The organism is Candidatus Pelagibacter sp. Uisw_092, from assembly GCF_047729545.1.
Taxonomy (GTDB): Bacteria; Pseudomonadota; Alphaproteobacteria; order Pelagibacterales; family Pelagibacteraceae; genus Pelagibacter.
Genome location: NZ_CP159824.1, coordinates 206,534 through 224,189, shown reverse-complemented (window position 1 = coordinate 224,189; position 17,656 = coordinate 206,534). Strand labels below are relative to the sequence as shown.

Here is a 17,656-nt window from a genome sequence, read left to right as displayed (position 1 = left end):
ATTTGATCATCATATATAGTGATTTCATTTTTTTTTTTAAAAATTTAAAAACAGATAGGCCACTTTTTCCCAATCCATAAATTAAAATTTTTTTTCTATAAAAGGTATTTGAATTATTTAACATTACCTAAGTTTTAATGTCGCCAAGCCAATCATTGCAAGAATTATTGCAATGATCCAAAACCTAATTACAACAGTGGATTCTGGCCACCCTTTTTTTTCAAAATGATGATGTATGGGAGCCATTCTAAAAACTCTTTTTCCTGTTAACTTAAAAGATATTACCTGCACAATAACTGAAACGGCTTCTAAAACAAATAAACCACCTGTTATTGCCAAAACTATTTCATGTTTAGTAATTATCCCCACTGCACCTAATGATCCACCAAGTGCCAATGACCCTGTATCACCCATAAATATTTTAGCAGGTGGTGCATTAAACCATAAGAAACCTAGGCATGCTCCAATAATTGACCCACAAAAAACAGCCACCTCTCCCATACCTTCTAGGTAGGGAATATTCAAATATTCTGAAAATAATATATTTCCAGTTACATAACTGATAAAAGCAAAACAGCCTGCTACCAATATAACTGGCACAGTTGCTAATCCATCAAGGCCATCAGTTAAATTCACAGCATTTGAAGAGCCAACAATTATAAATACTGAAAAAGGTATAAAGAACCAACCTAAATTTATTATTAAATTTTTAAAAAAAGGAAAATATAGGTTGGTTAACTCTATATTTTGTGAAAAATGAGACAAACCAAATACACCTATTGTTGCTATTAAGATTTGTGAAATAAATTTAAATTTAAATGAGATACCTAAAGAATTTTTGAATTTAATTTTTTTATAGTCATCATAAGCTCCCAGTAAACCAAAGCTTGTTACTACGTATAGTAAAAACCATATATGATAATTGGATAAATCACCCCACAAAAGTATTCCCGAGAATAAACCTAATAATATTAAAACACCACCCATAGTTGGTGTTCCAATTTTTTTTATAATATGTTCTGTTGGACCATCTTCTCTTATTGGATCTAAGATTTGTCTTGCAGAAAAAAATTTAATAAAGGGCTTGCCAACCAATAAAACTACAATCATAGAAGTAAACATCGCCAAACCAGTTCTAAAAGTAAGATACTTGAACACGTTAAGAAAGCTGTATTGACCAACTAATTCAGAAATAAGGCTATAAAGCATTAATTTTACCTATTTTTATTTGGTTAACTAGACTGTTAAGTCCTGTAGAATTTGAACCTTTAATCATCAAATAATCATTATTATTTAAAGTGTTTTTAATCAAATCAATTATTTGAGATTTCTTTTTTATAACAAGTCCTCTTTTGTTTTTATCAAGGCTACTGAAAGTCCATTTAACATGATTACCAATAACGTTAACATTTTTAAGAGAAGTTTTATTAATATTTTTTCCAATATCTATATGTAATTTTTTTGAATACTTTCCAAGTTCAAGCATGTCACCAAGAACTAAATGTTTTTTTGAATTATCAATCTTAATCATATCAAAATTTATCAATGCTGAATTTAATGATAAGGGATTTGAATTATAACTTTCATCAATAAGGTAAATCTTTTTTTTAAATAATTTTACTTTTATTATGTCTCCACGACCACTTGTAGTTTTATGGTTATAAAAAATATTTTTATCTAATTGAGTTATATCTTTAAAAATTGATATAATTGTAATTGTTGCTAGCAGATTTTTGATGTCACTTTCAAAAAAAGAGTTTGAATAAAAATATATTTTTTTTTTATTAATATTAAGAAAGATCTTATATTTAGATTTGTCTTTTAAAATTGAAACTAAATTAGTTGTCGCGTTTTTTTTTCTTAAACTAAAAGAAAGAATTTTTAAATTTTTTTTTAATCCAATCTTTTTATGAAAATTGTAAAATTTATCATCTTTATTCAAAATAAGATGACCACCATCTTTTATATTTTTAATAATCTCTGCTTTAGCTAAAGCTATTTTATTAATATTTTTAAAATTCTTAATGTGAGCATAAGAAATATTTGTAATTACACCGACATCTGGTTTTATAATTTTTGATAAATAATCAATTTCTCCTTTCTTATCCATTCCAATCTCAAAAATACCAAAAGCATCCTCTTTTTTTAGATTAAATAAACTTAACGGAACACCAAATTTATTATTGAATGATTTTGGGGAGTAGGTCACTTGACTAATTTTATTTAATGATTTTCCTATTAATTCTTTGAGTGAAGTTTTTCCACAACTTCCTGTTATTGATATAATTTTACTTGATAAATTTTCCCTTAAAATAGATGATGCTTTAGTTAAAAATTTTAAAGTATCTTTTACTACTATTTTTTTCTTAGATTTTTTTTGGTTATTAACAATTGCTAGAGATGCTCCGTTAAAAAAAGCTTCTTGAACAAATAAGTTACCATCTTTATTTTTACCCTTAATTGCAAAAAAAATATTATTTTTTTTAATCTCTTTAGAGTTAATTGATGCATTCTTAATTTTTAGTTTTGGTGAAATATTATTTGAGCCACTCAACTCCTTCAAAATATTTAGTTTTAGGTTGTTTGATAATAATTTATTTTTAATTTTAATATTTTTCAATATTTGATCTCGATCAGAGAATATTTTCTTTTTTTTTTATATTCTTGAATTTTTTCATGTCCCTTGCCAGCTACAATTAAAATATCACCTGTTTTCATATCAAATATTGCTTTCTTGATAGCATTAGCTCTATTTGAAATCTCATAGATTTTAGATTGATTAATATTTTTTCTTATGGACGTTCTTATTGTTTTGGGGTCTTCATACCTTGGATTATCATCTGTTAAATAAATTCTATCGCAATAATGATTAGCAATTTTACCCATCATTGATCTTTTTGTTTTATCTCTGTCGCCACCACAACCAAAAACTATTGTAATTTTTCTATTTTTAAATTGTTCTTTTAAACTACTAAGAGATGTTTTTAGTGCATCTGGCGTGTGTGCATAGTCCAATATAACTTTTGAATTGTTTTTAATAATTCCAATTTGCTCTAATCTTCCACTTACTGGTTTTAGATTCTTAATTGTATTAACTATTTTTTTAAAACTTAAGTTGCTTTTGAATGCCGCCATCATTGCCATTAAAATATTTTTGATTTGAATTTTTCCTAATAAATTTGTTTCAAATTTATAAATATTTTTATTATATTTTATTTTAACTATTTGTTTTTCATTGCAGTACTCATGCGAGAGTATTATTAAATTACTTTTATTATTTGAAATTGTTTCGATATTAAATTTTTTTCTTAAAGCTATTTCTTTTATTTTTTTATATTCAAAGATCTCTAAGTCAGTAATTATGTTAGCGTTTTTTATTAATAATTTTTCAAATAAATATAATTTTGACTTAAGATATTCACTAAGTGTTTTGTGATAATCTAAATGATCATGAGAGAAATTAGTAAATATACCTGTTTTAAATTTTAAACCATCTAGTCTATTTTGTTTAAGCCCATGACTAGATGCCTCTAATATAACATTATCAATTTTTTCTTTCTTAAGTTTGTTTAAAATTATACTTAGAGCTATTGGATCGATAGTCGTATTAGAAACTTTTTTTATATAATTCTGTGTTTTAATTCCTAAAGTTCCAATTGAAGCTACTTTTTTTTTATTTAATCTTAATATTTGAAAATAGAAATCAACAACTGAAGATTTTCCATTTGTACCAGTTACTGCAATTATATTTTTTGGTTTGTCTTTATGAATTGTGTAAGCAAATTTTGATAAAGATTTTCTTACGTTAGAAGATCGTATAAATAAGATATTTTTTTTTATACCTTTAAATATTTGACTAGAAATAATAGTTTTTGCACCATTTTTAATAGCATGATTAATAAATTTATTACCGTCTATTTTATTTCCTTTTATTGCAAAAAAAATATTATCTTTTTTACATTTTGAACTATCATAGCAAATACCTGAAAAATAATGATTTTTATATTTTAATTCTATCTCTTTAATAAAATTTCCAATGATCATGAATGAACTAATTTTCTAAATATTTTGTGGCTAAAATAGGCCCAATTCTTTCTATGATTTTGCCAGCAACTTCAACAGATGTCCACCCAGCTGTGTTATATGGTGTTCCTTTTGTTGGTTGCGTGCCATCCCTATAATGATAAATATACTCACTATTAGTCTTTGGTTCATCTAACATAACTATTAAAGCGTATTTTGGCTTCTGGGATGGAAAAACTGATGCAAATGTATTTATTTTATCTCGAGTGTACTTGCTATTTTTAGATATTTGGGCTGTTCCAGTTTTACCACTCACCTCATAACCCTTCACATTTGCAAGTTTGGCGGTTCCATCTTTGTGAGTAACTATTTTTCTTAGTATCTTATTTATCTTATCCGATACACCTATATTCAATATTCTTTTTTGTGAATGTTTTTCAATTAATTTTTTTTGGATTAAAGTTGGCTTAATATCATATCCACCATTCGTAACTACTGCATAACCTTTTGCTATTTGTAAAAGTGTAGTTGTAATACCATGACCATAAGATGCTGTTGCTAATTTGCATTTCCCCCAATTAATTAACGTGGGTTTTCCAACTTCTTGAATGTCAAAATTAATTGTACCTTGGACCCCAATCTTAATTAAGAAAGATTGAAGTTTTTCTTTTCCTATTTTTTGTCCTATTCGAACAGATCCTATGTTTCCAGATCTAATTAAAATTTCCTCAACCGTGAGATCTGTTGGTATTTTATTGCTATATTCTCTTATTTTGAAACCGTTACATTCAATTTGTTTTTTTAAATTTAGATATTTTGTATTAGGTTCTATCAAACTCTCATTAAAACCAGCTGCAACTGTAAAGGTTTTAAAAACTGAACCAAATTCATAAACACCCTTAGTTGCTCTATTGATATAATTTACATCTGTGATAGCCTTTCTTTCATTAAGATTGAAATCTGGGAGTGAAACCATCGAAATTATAGCTCCATTATTTACATCCATTAAAATAGCAGCACTACCTTTAGCTCTAAATATTTCTTTAAAATTTAATAGCTCCTCTCTTATTAAAAATTGAATATCTGTATCAACTGTCAATCTTAATAAGTCTTTTGTTGTCTTTAACTCTTTATCAAAAGATTTTTCTATTCCTGAGATCCCATTATTGTCATCATCAATTTGTCCAATTATGTGACTAAAAAGATTTTTCTGTGGATATAATCTTGTTAATTTTTCTTCTGACCTAATCGCTTTATCACCAAGTGACATAATTTTTTCATAGTTTATGGGCGATATATTTTTTTCAAACTTAAAAAATTTTTTTTTATTTAACTTTTTTTCAATTTCATTATAATCTTTATCAGGAAAGATTAATTTAAGATTAATAAGTAATTTTTTTTTATTTATTATTTCTGTTGGACTTATTCCTATATCAATTGAACTAACTGATTTAACTAAATAATTTCCATTTCTATCTACTATATCTGCTCTATAGTTTTTTTTAGTAATTAATGATTTAATATTATTGGTTTCTTTTTTTAAAGATCCTAAATGTAGAAGTTGAATTGAGTAGATTATTGAAATTACCAAAAATACAAAGAAAATAAAAGCTATTCTATTGAATTCAATGTTTAAATTTGTTTTACTTTTTTTATATGAAAATTCACTTTCATACTCCTCCAGGATAAATTTATTTTTTTTATCATTCATTATTAATTTTCTTTATGAGGTCACTTATTTCTACATAACTATTTTTTTCGCTTAGTTTTTTAATTTTTTTTATATCAATTTTTATTAAATTTTTTTCAAAATATTGCATTTGATATTGAATTAATTTATCTGGTGAACTTAAATAATTGTATTCTAAAAGTTTGTTACCAAGCTCTAATTTTAGAGGTCTAATATTTTCATTTACTGTATAAATTTTATCCTCTAGTTCTTTTGTGGAATTTTTTACTAATGATGTAGCTAAGATTAATATAAAAACAGTTGCAAATACTATCTTCTTCATAATTTTTTAGAAAAATTTTCAATTTTAATTAAATGATCAAACTTCTCTAAGATATCTGTTTCAAAATCATAAAAATCTTCTTTTTTAATAACGTATCTTAGTTTTGCAGACCTTGATGGTGGGTTTTCTTGAATTTCTTTTTTAGATGGTACAATTGGTTTTTTACTTAAAGATTTGAATAAATTAACTTTTTCTTCACTTTTTGGCATATAGCGTGAAATACTTTTATTTTCTGATAAACTTTTAAAAAAATATTTTACTATTTTGTCTTCAAGTGAGTGAAATGTAACAACTGCTATTATACCATCTTTCTTAATAACTTTTGTAGCGTAAATTAATCCATAAATTAATTCACTAATTTCTTTATTAACAAATATTCTTAATGCTTGAAAAACTTTTGTTGCACTATGAGTTTTTTGATTTTTTTTCCTTTTTGATGAATCAATGATTCTTACTAACTCCTCTGTTGTTATTTCTCTAGTTGCTCTATCCTCTACAATGTTGTGTGCTATTCTATTGCTATCTTTTTCATCCCCAAAATATTTGAATATTTTAGCAAGTTCCTTTTCGTCTAAATTATTAATTGCTTCTTTTGCAGAAAAATCATTTATGCCCATTTTCATATTAAGCTCACCAATACTATCAAAAGATAATCCTTTTTTGGGGTCTTTTATTTGTGTGTAAGAATAACCTAAATCAAAAATTACACCTTTTATATTTTCTTTTTTAAGTTTTAAATTATCTAATTCACTGAATTTAATATTCTTAAATAAAAATCTATCTTTAAATTCCTTTTGAATTTCTTCAGCTTTTTTTAAACTTTCTAAATCTCTATCTAGTGCAATAACCTTTGTCTTTTCAAAATTTAAAATTTTTTTTGTATATCCGCCTTGACCAAATGTGCAGTCGATGAATGTGCCACCATATTGAGGGGTAATAATGCTAATTATTTCACTTAGCAATACCGGGTAATGATTTCTCACTTCTGGTATTATGGTGGCTATCATTTATTTTCTTAAAGACCATTAATTTTTTTGTCTTCTTAAAAATGCAGGAATTTCTAGATCATCATCTTCAGAAACATTTTCTATATTTTCAGATGATAATAATCCTTGAGTTTCTGTGGTCTCATCATCTGAACTAAATAAATCTGGAGAAGTTTCACCTTCTACACCAAAGTTTTCAAGTCCATTAGAAACTTGTTCTATTTCTGCAGAGTCACTATCTTCCATTTCGTTAGTAGCACTAATTGCTTCCTCTGAAAAAGATTGCTCATAATCGCTTGATTGATTACCTTCAATAATACTCTCAACTTCTTGACTGTTAACAGTTTGTTCGCTTAACATTTCTGATGAAGAGTTATTTGTAACTGGTTCTGCAACTACCTCATTTTCTAACTTTAATGCATTCGCGCCATGTGTGAGAGGGCTAGACATTGTTGGTGAGAAATTAAATGACTGAGCTGAGCTTGTGGCGCTAAAGTCTGAATAACCAGGATTTCTATTCTGTATTCTGTGAACCATATTAATTACAGATTTTGACTCTGGTTGTTGTCCATCTAGTGCTGTTGCAACTATTGACACTCTAATTTTACCATCAAGATCTGTAGAAGTAATAGCTCCAATAATTACTTCGGCCTCTGGATCTACTTCAGCTCTTATTTTATTTACCACTTCATCTACTTCAAAAAGCTTAAGATCTTTACCACCAGTAATATTTACCAATAATCCTTTGGCACCTCTTAATGTATAATCATCAATTAACGGATTGCTAATTGCCATATCCGTTGCTTTTGCTGCTCTACCCTCTCCTTCAGCTTCTCCAGTTCCCATCATTGCTTTACCCATTGATGCCATTACTGTTTCCACGTCAGCAAAATCTAAGTTAATTATGCCTGGTCTAACCATCAGATCAGTTACACTTTGAACACCTTGCATTAAAACATTATTTGAAAGTTTAAATGATTCTTCAAATGTGGTTTGTTCATTTGCAATTTTAAAAAGATTTTGATTTGGAATTACAATAATTGTATCTACATGTTTTCTTAGTTCTTCAAGACCTTGTTGTGCTGTTCTCATTCTTGAAGGACCTTCATATAAAAAAGGAAGTGTAACAACTCCTACTGTTAAAATATTTAATTCTTTTGCAGCTCTTGCAATAACGTGTGCTGCACCCGTTCCAGTTCCACCACCCATACCAGCGGTAATAAAAACCATATTAGCTCCCTGAAGAGTATTTATAATATCATTTAAAGATTCATCTGCAGCAGCTTGACCAATGTCATGTTTAGCACCGGCACCTAAACCTTTTGTTAAATTTAAACCAATTTGAATTTTTGCTTTAGCTTTACTTAGTTTTAAATCTTGAGCATCAGTGTTTACAGCAATAAATTCTACTCCCTGTAATCCATTATTAATCATTTCATTGAGTGCATTTCCACCTGCACCACCAACGCCTACTACTAATAACCTTGGTTGTAATTCTTTTATTTCTGGTGATCTAAAGTTAATTGTCATTTTATTTCCCCTCATTGTTATTAAAATGTTTTTCCCATTTAAGGCTTGCTCGATTTAGATTTGCTTTTTTTCTTGCATTAACCTTAAATTTTTCAAATGCTGTTGGTTCCCATATTTGAAATGTTTGACCTTGACCAACAAATAACATATTACTTTTTATTTTTGCATGTCTTAATAATTTTGTTGAAAGTGAAATTCTACCTTCACTATCAAATTGTAAATTTATACTTTCAGATAAAATTGATGTTGCAAAAAAATCTCTCTTTTCCTCAAAGGGACTTAAAGAGTCTATACTTGTTGAAAGTTTTTCAATTCTATCTTGTGAGCATGCTTCAATAGACTGATTGTTGAATGATGGATAACAAATGACACCATTGTATCCTAAATTTGAAAGGTGAGATCTAAAACTAGCAGGCACTGATACCCTTCCTTTTTTGTCTATTTTGTTCTCGTAAGTTGATAAAAACATATTTTTTATATTTCATAAATTCCTTATTTGGGAATATATGGGACAATATGGGTATTTTACACTTTAGTCAATATGTTCGTTTAAGGCCAATTTGTTAACTATTGTGGTTAACTTTTATGTATCTTTATTAATTCTAAAATCAATTTTTAGTTATATTTTAATACAATTTGAAAACGAAAAAAAAGAACAGAAATGATTCAATTATGAATCAAAAGGTGAACATTTATATAATTTAAGGAATGCTTATTGTGGATAAGTTTGCTAGACAAACTATAAGCCGGGTTCTGTCTTTAAAACTCATCATTTCTCTAGGCTCAAAATCACTCTTGAGCTCAAGCAACTAACCCTGATGACTAGCCAAAGACGGCTTTTAGTTTTGCAACAATGTCATCTCTACTTAGTCTTGCTCCCAGTGGGGTTTTCCAGCGTTCATTGTTACCAATAGAACCGGTGTGCTCTTACCACACCTTTTCACCCTTGCCATGTTATGGCGGTATATTTTCTGTGGCACTATCCCTAGGGTTTCCCCTGCCAGGTATTATCTGGCACTGTGTCTTTGTGGAGCCCGGACTTTCCTCTTTAAAAAATTAAAGCGATAAGTCGTTCATCTAGCATCTTTAATTTATTACTAAACTACAAAACTTCAAGAAAAATTTAGTTATATTTTTTGATAAGATTTACACTAATAAGCAGGCATTCTTGATCTATTTTCCCATTGACCAACTCTTGCCTAAATCTTCTTTGAAAAGCTTTGGTCACCTCCTTTAAATGTTTATCTTTATTTAGTTTTTTTAGAGTCTTTTTTGAATATCCAATTATAAATAAATTATTAAAAAAAAAATTTTTTTCTATTTGGTGAGTTTTAAGACTTCTGTTTTTTATTAATTCTTGCTTCTTTAAAGTGTGCCATACGCCTACTTTATGTTTGGAAAAATATTTCCATGGAAATTGTTCTCCAGGATCTTTTTTTCTCTGTGGCGCTATATCTGAATGTCCTAAAATATTTTTAGAACTAATTTTATATTTTTTCATTAAAAATTTAGTGAGCTTTAAAAGAGAAGAAATTTGTCTTTTAGAAAATTTTTTATAGCCAAACTCATGCCCAGGGTTTGTTATTTCAATTCCAATAGAGTTTTGATTTAAAAATTTATAATTCTTCCATGAAGATTTTCCTGCATGCCAAGCTGTATATAGATCTGGCACAATATTAACAATTTCGCCATTGTTTTTGATTAGATAATGGCAGCTAACCTCAGATTGTATATTTGTGAGTCTACTTATTGCTTCTGACTCATTTTTCATTCCTGTGTAATGAAAAATAATAAATTTAATTTTCTTTTTATTTCTTTTTTTAGAATCAAAATTTGGTGAATAGTTGAGTGTTGTTTTTAAAGCCATTTTTGGGTCATAATTTAAGCAAAATCAAGATTTACATTGTCATTATATTTACTATATAATGAATTTGTAATGAAAAAAATTATAATTGCTTTTTTAGTTTCAGTTATGCTTTCGTCTAATGTTAGTGCGGGCGCTGATGGAGAGAATAGTTTATCAGATAAACCTAGAGTAGTTAAAGACTGCTTTGAAGGTTTAAATAGAGCTACTTTTTCTCTAAACCAAGGTTTGGACAAGGTTATTTTTAAACCAGTTGCAAAAGGCTATAGAAACTTACCTGCGCCAGTTAGATCTGGGACAAGCAATGTGCTTGATAATCTTTCTTCTCTTATAACCATACCAAATAATTTTCTTCAGGGAGAGTTTAAAACTGCAGGAGTTAATACAGGAAGGTTTGTTGTAAATACAACATTAGGAATTCTTGGAATATTTGATGTAGCAAAAAAAATGGGGTTTTCTGAATATGAAAAAGAAGATTATGGTCAAACACTTGGTGTATGGGGAGTGGGTGCAGGCTGTTATGTTGTATTGCCAGTGTTGGGACCATCAACTATTAGAGATACCGTTGGTTCATTTATAAATGTATTAGGTGGGGACCCTTATTATAATGCTTCAACTCATGGTAATAATGAATATTTAAGTGACTCAATTTATATGACTACAAAAATTGTATCTGGAGTAGATTTCAGGGCAAGAAATTTAGAATCAATAGATAATTTAGAAAAAAACTCTTTAGATTTCTATGCTTCAGTAAGAAGTTTATACTTACAAGATAGACAACAAAAAATTGCAAACTCAAATCCGACAATTGAAATTAAGTATGAGGGTGACTGGGAAGAAATAGAGTCTAATTAACAAAAATAGATGAAAAAAATCCTAACTTTTGCAACTTTCTTAGTAATTACTTTTTTAAGTGTTGGTAAAGTCCATTCAATTGAAGCCGATGTTTTTATTCAATCAGTAGTTAATAGAGCAGCAAAAACACTTGGTGGAAATCTAACCAAAGATGAAAGAATAGAAAAATTAAAAGACATAGCTAGAGAAACTGTAGATATCGATGGTATAGGACGTTATACTTTAGGATCTTATAAAAATGATATTACAGATAATCAAATTACAGAATACAAAGTTTTATTTCGACAATACTTTTTAAAAACCTTTGCTAGTAGATTGGCTGAATATTCAAACCCAGAGATAGAGGTAATTTCTAAGAAAAAATTGAATGAAAGCTATACAATGGTTTCAAGTATTTTAGTCGCAACGGAGCAAAGACCAGAAGTGAAAATTGATTGGAGAGTTAGTACAAAAGATCCTGATAACTTGTTAATAATGAACTTGGTTATTGAGGGTTTAAGCCTAGCGAGAACTCAAAAAGAAGAATTCTCCTCTATTATTGAAGGTAATGATAGGGATATTAATGCTCTTTTTGCTACTTTAAAACAATTTATTAAACAATAATCTTTAAAAAAATAATTTTTGGTGGGCCCACCAGGACTCGAACCTGGGACCAATACATTATGAGTGTACTGCTCTAACCAACTGAGCTACAGGCCCAAAAACTAAAGTCTAATTATATTATAATGTAACTAATGTCTAGCATAGGTAAAAATAGTATGGTTGGTGGGACTGGTTGGTTACGCTCCAACTACCCCTGCAATGTCAATGCAGTACTCTACTATTGAGCTACAGTCCCAAGGTTTGATTGATTTACTGAGTACATGTTAGTTTTTTTACTAACAGAATACAATATTGATAAGTTAATCCAAAAAACAGTTAGACTATTGTCAGAAAAAAAAGCTCCACTAGGTAATAATGGAATCAATGAGGTTGATAAAAATATTAAGCAACCTATTTGAATGTGATTTTTTGAGACTAAAATAAGTTTTATTTTACTAAATGTTAAATTAAATAAAGCAAAAATTATTATAAAACTCCCTATTAATCCATGTTCAGCCAATAGCTCAAAGTAAAATTGATGTGGATGGGTATTGCACTCATATTTTTCAGTTACTGGTTCACACGTTATTAATCGATAGTTTTTATTGCCTACACCAAAAAGTGGATAGCTCTTAAAAACACTAAAACCAGAATCGTAAAGCCTATAGTATATATTCTTAGTCAATGTAGTTTCAGAGTTTAATCTTTTAGCATTAATATTTTTAGATTCAAATATACTCATTATTGGCTTAATAAATTGTCCTGAATATCTCATCTTTAAAAACTCCGATCCATTGTAAATAGTACCTATTAATAAAAAAAGGGATAAAAAAAAGATAATTTTTTTTTTAAGATTGAATATATCACTCAAAGAAAAAAAGATAAAAAAACCAAGGAAAGCTTTAATTGTATTTGATCTTTCACCAGTAAGTAATACCGCTGTGATAAAAAAAATCATAATCAATGGAATAGTAATTTTATATTTTTTTGAAAAATTACTTTTTATAGTAAAGAAAAATCCAACTATAATTAAAAAAAAGGCATTAATATAAGACCCAGCAATTGGCTCATCTTTAAAAAAGCTTACTATTCTGTTACCATCAGGTTGCTGAATACCGTCTATATAATTCGCTCCAAAGCCTAAAATATTTGTGCCAGTAAATCTCTCAACATAAATATCAAAAGCTACTATTAATAATACTATTGACCAAACAAAAATAACTTTATTAAAAAATTTCTCATCATAAAAAAAATAATTAAATGCAATAAATAATATGATAAAGCGAATAAAACCAAAATTTCTTAAAGCACCGAGAGAAAAATCTATAGAAATAATTGAATTAAAAATTAAATAAATTGAAATCAAAAACATTATTTTTATGTTTTTATCTATGTAAAAAACTTTTTTTTTGTTGCTTATTGCAAAAATTATAAAAGATAAGTCAATTACCAAAATATTTATTAGCGATATTGCAGGCCCTAATAATATTGAAATTGGAATTATTGAAAAAAGTACAAGAAAGTAATTTTCATAAATACTTTTTTTCATTTAATATTTAACTATTTTAACTCTCTAAGAAACTTTTTAATTGTTTAGATCGACTTGGATGTTTTAGTTTTCTTAAAGCTTTTGCTTCTATTTGTCTAATACGTTCTCTAGTTACAGAAAATTGAAGGCCGACCTCTTCAAGAGTGTGGTCAGTATTCATTCCAACACCAAACCTCATTCTTAGCACTCTTTCTTCTCTTGGGGTTAACGTGGATAATATTTTAGTAGTAGCCTCACTTAAATTGGATTTAATCGCTTGCTCTAAAGGTGCTAAAGCTTTTGTATCCTCAATAAAGTCACCTAAACTACTATCCTCCTCATCACCCACTGGTTTTTCAAGGGATACTGGTTCTTTTGAAATTTTCAAAACTTTTCTAACCTTGTCTAATGGCATTCTTAATTTTTGAGCTAATTCTTCTGGAGTAGCTTCTCTACCAAACTCACTTAAAATTAATCTTTGAGTTCTTACAATTTTATTAATTGTCTCTATCATGTGAACTGGAATTCTTATTGTTCTTGCTTGGTCAGCAATAGATCTTGTGATGGCTTGTCTTATCCACCATGTGGCATATGTTGAAAATTTATAACCTCTTCTATATTCAAATTTATCCACAGCCTTCATAAGACCAATATTTCCTTCTTGAATAAGATCTAAAAATTGAAGGCCTCTGTTAGTATATTTTTTTGCAATTGAAATCACCAATCTTAAATTTGCTTCGACCATTTCTTTTTTTGCTATTCTAGATTCTTTCTCACCCTTCTGAACTCTGCTAACTAATTTTTTATAATCTGTTACAGAAATACCAAGTTTATGACTTATCTCTATTAATCTTTCTCTTATATTTTTGAATTCATCTTTATTTTTAGAAAAGAATTGCTTCCACATAGGGTTAGTATCAAGAAATTTTTTAAGATTTGGGTTAATTTCGTTTCCTATATAAAATTTAATAAATTCATTTCTTGAAATTTTTTGATCCATTGCCAGTCTCAAAAGATTTCCCTCTAATGAAACAATTTTTTTATTTTCAACATAATGTTTTTGAACCAATTCTTCTGCTACAGATGGGGATAATTGAAGAGACTTAATGTTTTCTAAAATGTCACTTACAATTTTTTCATATCCTTTTTCCTTGGCAGTTGAAAAGCTTACTGAATTTAAAATACAATCTAGCTTTTCTTTTTGATATTTAATTAATTTTCCATACTCTTTGGTTAAAATATTAACAGTTTTTAAAACTTTAGGTTTAATTTCAGTTTCCATTGCTGCAAGTGTAGGATTAAATTCATCATCATCATTATTTTCGTCACTTTTATCTGTCTCACCAGAATTTCTTTGTTTTGCACTTGGACCTGTGCTTGTGTCTTCCATATAATTAGTATCAATGTCGATGATTTCTCTAACTAAAATTTCATCTTTTTGAAGTTTTTCATCCCATTCAAAAAATTGTTGAGCAGTGATCGGACTTTGTGCTAAAGCAATTAACATCACATCTTTCCCTGCTTCTATTCTTTTTGCAATTGCAATTTCACCTTCACGAGATAAAAGTTCAACACCACCCATCTCTCTTAAATACATTCTTATCGGGTCATCACTCTTTTCAATAGTTTTGCCTTCTTCCTTTGATGAGTTTTCTTTTTTTCTTAAAACTTTAAAATCTGATTTTTTTTCTACTAATGAAACATTCTCATCTAGAATATGCATGAATGCTTGTTCTAAATTTTCATCTGAAAGATTTCTTTTACCTAAAGATTTATTCAACTCGTCAAAAGTTATAAATCCTCTATGGGTTCCTCGACCCATAAGTCTAGCAAATGATTTTGTAATTATTCTTTCCACAATAGTATGTTTGAAATAACTTATATAAGCGCAATTTGAAAAAAATCCACGTATTTTTTGAATGGTTTAATTGAAATTTTTTTGTTTTTTAAGCTCTCTTATTTCATTAAAGGTACTTTCACTTAAATCCCTAGAAAATTTTGCCTCAAGGGCCTCAATTCTAAACTCTAAATCATAGTTTTTAAGGTCTCTAGAAACTTCCTCCAATAATTCGAACACTTTATCTTGATTATTTTGATGACTATTTAAAATATGTTTGATTGAAGCAAATTTGAAAATTTTCTCAGTTAATTGAGGATCGATAGGAATTTCGTCAAGTTTAAGTTTTTCTCCAGTTTTAAGTTTTGTTAAAAGAGTTTCATAAATTAATTTATTTTCATCACTAAATAATTTTGTATTTTCAATCAAATGAATATTTTCTTGAAATATATCTAGATTGTTCATTATTAGATAAAGTAATGAAAACTCTTTAAGTTCTACACCACTTAATAATTTGCTCTCATTAAAGTATTTTTGAGTAGACTGTAATGATTTAATTTTTTTAGTATAAAATTGTCTTTTTCCCACATTGCTATGTGGAGTTAAAGATGAAATTTTCTCCAAGAAAAACTCTAATACATATTTTTTTATGAAATCATCCTTTATAGTTGCAGCAATAGCTCTTAATTTTTTTTCAAAAATAGCCATTGATGAAGGATTGTTATCAGTTTGTTGTTTATAATGGTTAAATATAAACTGATGAATTGAGATCTTTGCTTGTTTAGTAAAATCAATAAAGTTTGCTTTGCCATTTTTGTTTGCATAACTATCAGGATCTTCTCCATCTGGTAAAAAAAGAAACGAAATTTGTTTTTCTGGTTGTAGCTCTTTAATTGAATTTTCTGCTGCTCTAAGTGCTGCTTTGTATCCACTCTCATCACCATCAAAGCAGATAATTATATCTTCAAAGAATTGGTTAAGCATTAAAATTTGTCTATCCGTTAAAGAGGTTCCAAGATTTGCTACAACATTTTCAATTCCATTTTTACTTAAACCAACTACATCCATATATCCTTCAACTAAATATACGTGGTCTATTTTATTTGATAATCTTCTAGCTGAGTCCAGATTATATAAATTAGAACCTTTTTTAAAAAAAGGTGTTTCAGGAGAATTGATATATTTTGCTGAATAACTATTTTCTTGGATAGTTCTTCCTCCTAATCCAATAGGTTGGCCTGAAATATTATTAATCGGAAATATTATTCTATCTCGAAATCTTTCAACGTATTTATTCTTTTTTTCATCTAAATAAAAAAGACCACTTTCAACTAAAACTTTCTCACTAAATTCATCTTTTAATTTTTCATAAAAATTAGAGTTTCTTTCAACAAATCCTATTTTAAAATTTTTTACCTCATCTTTACTAAGGTTCCTTTTCTTTAAATAGTCTCTCGCAATAGTTAAACTTTCATTTTTTAAAATTTCATCGTGATAAAATTGAACATATTGATTATATATTGAGCAATATTCTTGCCAATTTTTTTCACGTTCCTCGTCTTGCTTTGAAAATGTGTAAGGTCTCATACCTGCAAGATTTGCTAATGATTTTACCGCTTCTCCAAATTTCAAATTTTGAGTTTTCATTACAAAATCAAAAATATTTCCATGTTCTGATGTTGCAAAACAATGATAAAATTCCTTTTCATCATTAACTGTAAATGAAGGTGTTTTTTCAGTTTTAAAAGGTGATAAACCTACAAATTCTTTGCCTCTTTTTTTTAGACTGACAGACTTTGATACAACTGTCGAAACCTTTAAACGAGTTTTAATTTCGTCTAAATACTCTTTTGGGTATTTCATTATTTATTCAGTAGTTCTTTGAGTAAGGGTCCAGCTTTAGCAAAATCTAGATTATCAGGGTATGATTTTTTCAATTCACCCATCACCTTACCCATGTCTTTAATTGATGCGGCACCCAATTTACTTATTGTATCAAAGCATATTTTTTTAGTTTCTTCATCGTTTAACTGCTGTGGTAAAAAACTAGATAAAAGATCAAATTCATTTTGCTCAACTTCTAATAAATCCATTCTCTCATTTTTTTTATAGATCTCTATTGATTCGGTTCTTTGCTTGATCATTTTCTTTAAAAGTTTTTTAATGTCCTCATCGTCTGTTTCTTTTATGTCGGAGCCAGATCTATTGATAATATCAATATCTTTTATTCCAGATAAAATTAACCTGTAGGTTGAGATTTCAACCTTATTTTTTGATTTTAGAGAATTTTTATAGTTAGTTTCAATTTTTTCTTTCAATGTCATAATATTTTTTAATCTACTGCAAAGTAAAAATTCTTCAAAAGAAAAATTGTTTTTTTATAATTTTATAATACATCTTGTTGCGATAATTAGGGTTTTATTGTATTAACCTTTAACT

15 protein-coding genes, 2 tRNA genes and 1 other RNA gene are annotated in these 17,656 nt (G+C 27.9%); 2 read left to right on the top strand and 16 right to left on the bottom strand.

Going from position 1 to position 17,656, the window contains the following annotated elements:
- Positions 1 to 123 precede the first annotated feature (123 nt).
- The 10 genes from mraY to ABXT63_RS01110 all read right to left on the bottom strand — a co-directional run bounded on the left by mraY (position 124) and on the right by ABXT63_RS01110 (position 10,418).
- On the bottom strand, positions 124 to 1,209 hold the full coding sequence (mraY, locus tag ABXT63_RS01155; protein ID WP_415321095.1) for a phospho-N-acetylmuramoyl-pentapeptide-transferase: 1,086 nt from the start codon (positions 1,207 to 1,209) through the stop codon (positions 124 to 126).
- On the bottom strand, positions 1,199 to 2,620 hold the full coding sequence (murF, locus tag ABXT63_RS01150) for a UDP-N-acetylmuramoyl-tripeptide--D-alanyl-D-alanine ligase (RefSeq protein ID WP_415321093.1): 1,422 nt from the start codon (positions 2,618 to 2,620) through the stop codon (positions 1,199 to 1,201). The genes mraY and murF overlap by 11 nt, the downstream gene beginning before the upstream one ends.
- Positions 2,617 to 4,044, bottom strand: coding sequence for a UDP-N-acetylmuramoyl-L-alanyl-D-glutamate--2,6-diaminopimelate ligase (locus tag ABXT63_RS01145; protein WP_415321091.1), 1,428 nt, complete (start codon positions 4,042 to 4,044; stop codon positions 2,617 to 2,619). Before ABXT63_RS01145 ends, murF begins: the two co-directional genes overlap by 4 nt.
- 7 nt (positions 4,045 to 4,051) lie before the next feature.
- Positions 4,052 to 5,734: a peptidoglycan D,D-transpeptidase FtsI family protein gene (locus ABXT63_RS01140; protein WP_415321089.1), complete on the bottom strand. Its 1,683-nt coding sequence runs from the start codon at positions 5,732 to 5,734 to the stop codon at positions 4,052 to 4,054.
- Positions 5,727 to 6,035, bottom strand: a complete 309-nt coding sequence (locus ABXT63_RS01135) for a cell division protein FtsL (RefSeq protein ID WP_415321087.1) — start codon at positions 6,033 to 6,035, stop codon at positions 5,727 to 5,729. Before ABXT63_RS01135 ends, ABXT63_RS01140 begins: the two co-directional genes overlap by 8 nt.
- Positions 6,032 to 7,042 (bottom strand): 16S rRNA (cytosine(1402)-N(4))-methyltransferase RsmH, encoded by a 1,011-nt coding sequence (rsmH, locus tag ABXT63_RS01130; RefSeq protein WP_415321085.1) that lies wholly within the window; start codon positions 7,040 to 7,042, stop codon positions 6,032 to 6,034. The genes ABXT63_RS01135 and rsmH overlap by 4 nt, the downstream gene beginning before the upstream one ends.
- A gap of 18 nt (positions 7,043 to 7,060) precedes the next feature.
- Positions 7,061 to 8,551 carry a cell division protein FtsZ gene (gene ftsZ / locus ABXT63_RS01125; RefSeq protein ID WP_415321083.1) on the bottom strand — a complete coding sequence of 497 codons (1,491 nt, stop codon included), beginning with the start codon at positions 8,549 to 8,551 and terminating at the stop codon, positions 7,061 to 7,063.
- Position 8,552: 1 nt separating this feature from the next.
- Entirely contained in the window at positions 8,553 to 9,020 is a 468-nt protein-coding gene (mraZ, locus tag ABXT63_RS01120) for a division/cell wall cluster transcriptional repressor MraZ (protein ID WP_415321081.1), read from the bottom strand.
- Positions 9,021 to 9,277: 257 nt separating this feature from the next.
- Positions 9,278 to 9,632, bottom strand: an RNA gene (gene rnpB, locus ABXT63_RS01115) — RNase P RNA component class A.
- Between the two features lie 42 nt (positions 9,633 to 9,674).
- The gene (locus ABXT63_RS01110) at positions 9,675 to 10,418 is read right to left on the bottom strand and encodes an N-acetylmuramoyl-L-alanine amidase (protein WP_415321079.1); all 744 of its coding nucleotides are present in this window, start codon (positions 10,416 to 10,418) and stop codon (positions 9,675 to 9,677) included.
- Between the two features lie 69 nt (positions 10,419 to 10,487).
- Here ABXT63_RS01110 and ABXT63_RS01105 point away from each other — a divergent pair, with 69 nt between their 5' ends.
- Together ABXT63_RS01105 and ABXT63_RS01100 are read left to right on the top strand one after the other, a co-directional pair.
- Positions 10,488 to 11,270, top strand: a complete 783-nt coding sequence (locus ABXT63_RS01105; protein WP_415321077.1) for a VacJ family lipoprotein — start codon at positions 10,488 to 10,490, stop codon at positions 11,268 to 11,270.
- Positions 11,271 to 11,279: 9 nt separating this feature from the next.
- Entirely contained in the window at positions 11,280 to 11,873 is a 594-nt protein-coding gene (locus tag ABXT63_RS01100) for an MlaC/ttg2D family ABC transporter substrate-binding protein (protein ID WP_415321075.1), read from the top strand.
- Between the two features lie 19 nt (positions 11,874 to 11,892).
- Here the strand turns inward: ABXT63_RS01100 and ABXT63_RS01095 are convergent.
- The 6 genes from ABXT63_RS01095 to ABXT63_RS01070 all read right to left on the bottom strand — a co-directional run bounded on the left by ABXT63_RS01095 (position 11,893) and on the right by ABXT63_RS01070 (position 17,541).
- Positions 11,893 to 11,969 (bottom strand) — tRNA-Ile (locus ABXT63_RS01095).
- Between the two features lie 64 nt (positions 11,970 to 12,033).
- Positions 12,034 to 12,108 (bottom strand) — tRNA-Val (locus ABXT63_RS01090).
- A complete protein-coding gene (locus tag ABXT63_RS01085) occupies positions 12,091 to 13,401 on the bottom strand; it encodes an O-antigen ligase family protein (protein WP_415321074.1) in 1,311 nt (436 codons plus the stop codon). Before ABXT63_RS01085 ends, ABXT63_RS01090 begins: the two co-directional genes overlap by 18 nt.
- Before the next feature lie 16 nt (positions 13,402 to 13,417).
- Positions 13,418 to 15,238, bottom strand: coding sequence for an RNA polymerase sigma factor RpoD (gene rpoD / locus ABXT63_RS01080; RefSeq protein ID WP_415321073.1), 1,821 nt, complete (start codon positions 15,236 to 15,238; stop codon positions 13,418 to 13,420).
- A 66-nt stretch (positions 15,239 to 15,304) separates the two neighbouring features.
- Positions 15,305 to 17,080, bottom strand: coding sequence for a DNA primase (gene dnaG / locus ABXT63_RS01075; protein WP_415321072.1), 1,776 nt, complete (start codon positions 17,078 to 17,080; stop codon positions 15,305 to 15,307).
- Positions 17,080 to 17,541, bottom strand: a complete 462-nt coding sequence (locus ABXT63_RS01070) for a GatB/YqeY domain-containing protein (RefSeq protein WP_415321071.1) — start codon at positions 17,539 to 17,541, stop codon at positions 17,080 to 17,082. Before ABXT63_RS01070 ends, dnaG begins: the two co-directional genes overlap by 1 nt.
- Positions 17,542 to 17,656: the final 115 nt, after the last annotated feature.

Coding starts and splice junctions, on each gene's coding strand:
- mraY (WP_415321095.1), bottom strand. CDS start 1,209: ATGCTTTATAGCCTTATTTCTGAATTAGTTGGTCAATACAGCTTTCTT.
- ABXT63_RS01145 (WP_415321091.1), bottom strand. CDS start 4,044: ATGATCATTGGAAATTTTATTAAAGAGATAGAATTAAAATATAAAAAT.
- ABXT63_RS01140 (WP_415321089.1), bottom strand. CDS start 5,734: ATGAATGATAAAAAAAATAAATTTATCCTGGAGGAGTATGAAAGTGAA.
- ABXT63_RS01135 (WP_415321087.1), bottom strand. CDS start 6,035: ATGAAGAAGATAGTATTTGCAACTGTTTTTATATTAATCTTAGCTACA.
- rsmH (WP_415321085.1), bottom strand. CDS start 7,042: ATGATAGCCACCATAATACCAGAAGTGAGAAATCATTACCCGGTATTG.
- ftsZ (WP_415321083.1), bottom strand. CDS start 8,551: ATGACAATTAACTTTAGATCACCAGAAATAAAAGAATTACAACCAAGG.
- mraZ (WP_415321081.1), bottom strand. CDS start 9,020: ATGTTTTTATCAACTTACGAGAACAAAATAGACAAAAAAGGAAGGGTA.
- ABXT63_RS01110 (WP_415321079.1), bottom strand. CDS start 10,418: ATGGCTTTAAAAACAACACTCAACTATTCACCAAATTTTGATTCTAAA.
- ABXT63_RS01105 (WP_415321077.1), top strand. CDS start 10,488: ATGAAAAAAATTATAATTGCTTTTTTAGTTTCAGTTATGCTTTCGTCT.
- ABXT63_RS01100 (WP_415321075.1), top strand. CDS start 11,280: ATGAAAAAAATCCTAACTTTTGCAACTTTCTTAGTAATTACTTTTTTA.
- ABXT63_RS01085 (WP_415321074.1), bottom strand. CDS start 13,401: ATGAAAAAAAGTATTTATGAAAATTACTTTCTTGTACTTTTTTCAATA.
- dnaG (WP_415321072.1), bottom strand. CDS start 17,080: ATGAAATACCCAAAAGAGTATTTAGACGAAATTAAAACTCGTTTAAAG.
- ABXT63_RS01070 (WP_415321071.1), bottom strand. CDS start 17,541: ATGACATTGAAAGAAAAAATTGAAACTAACTATAAAAATTCTCTAAAA.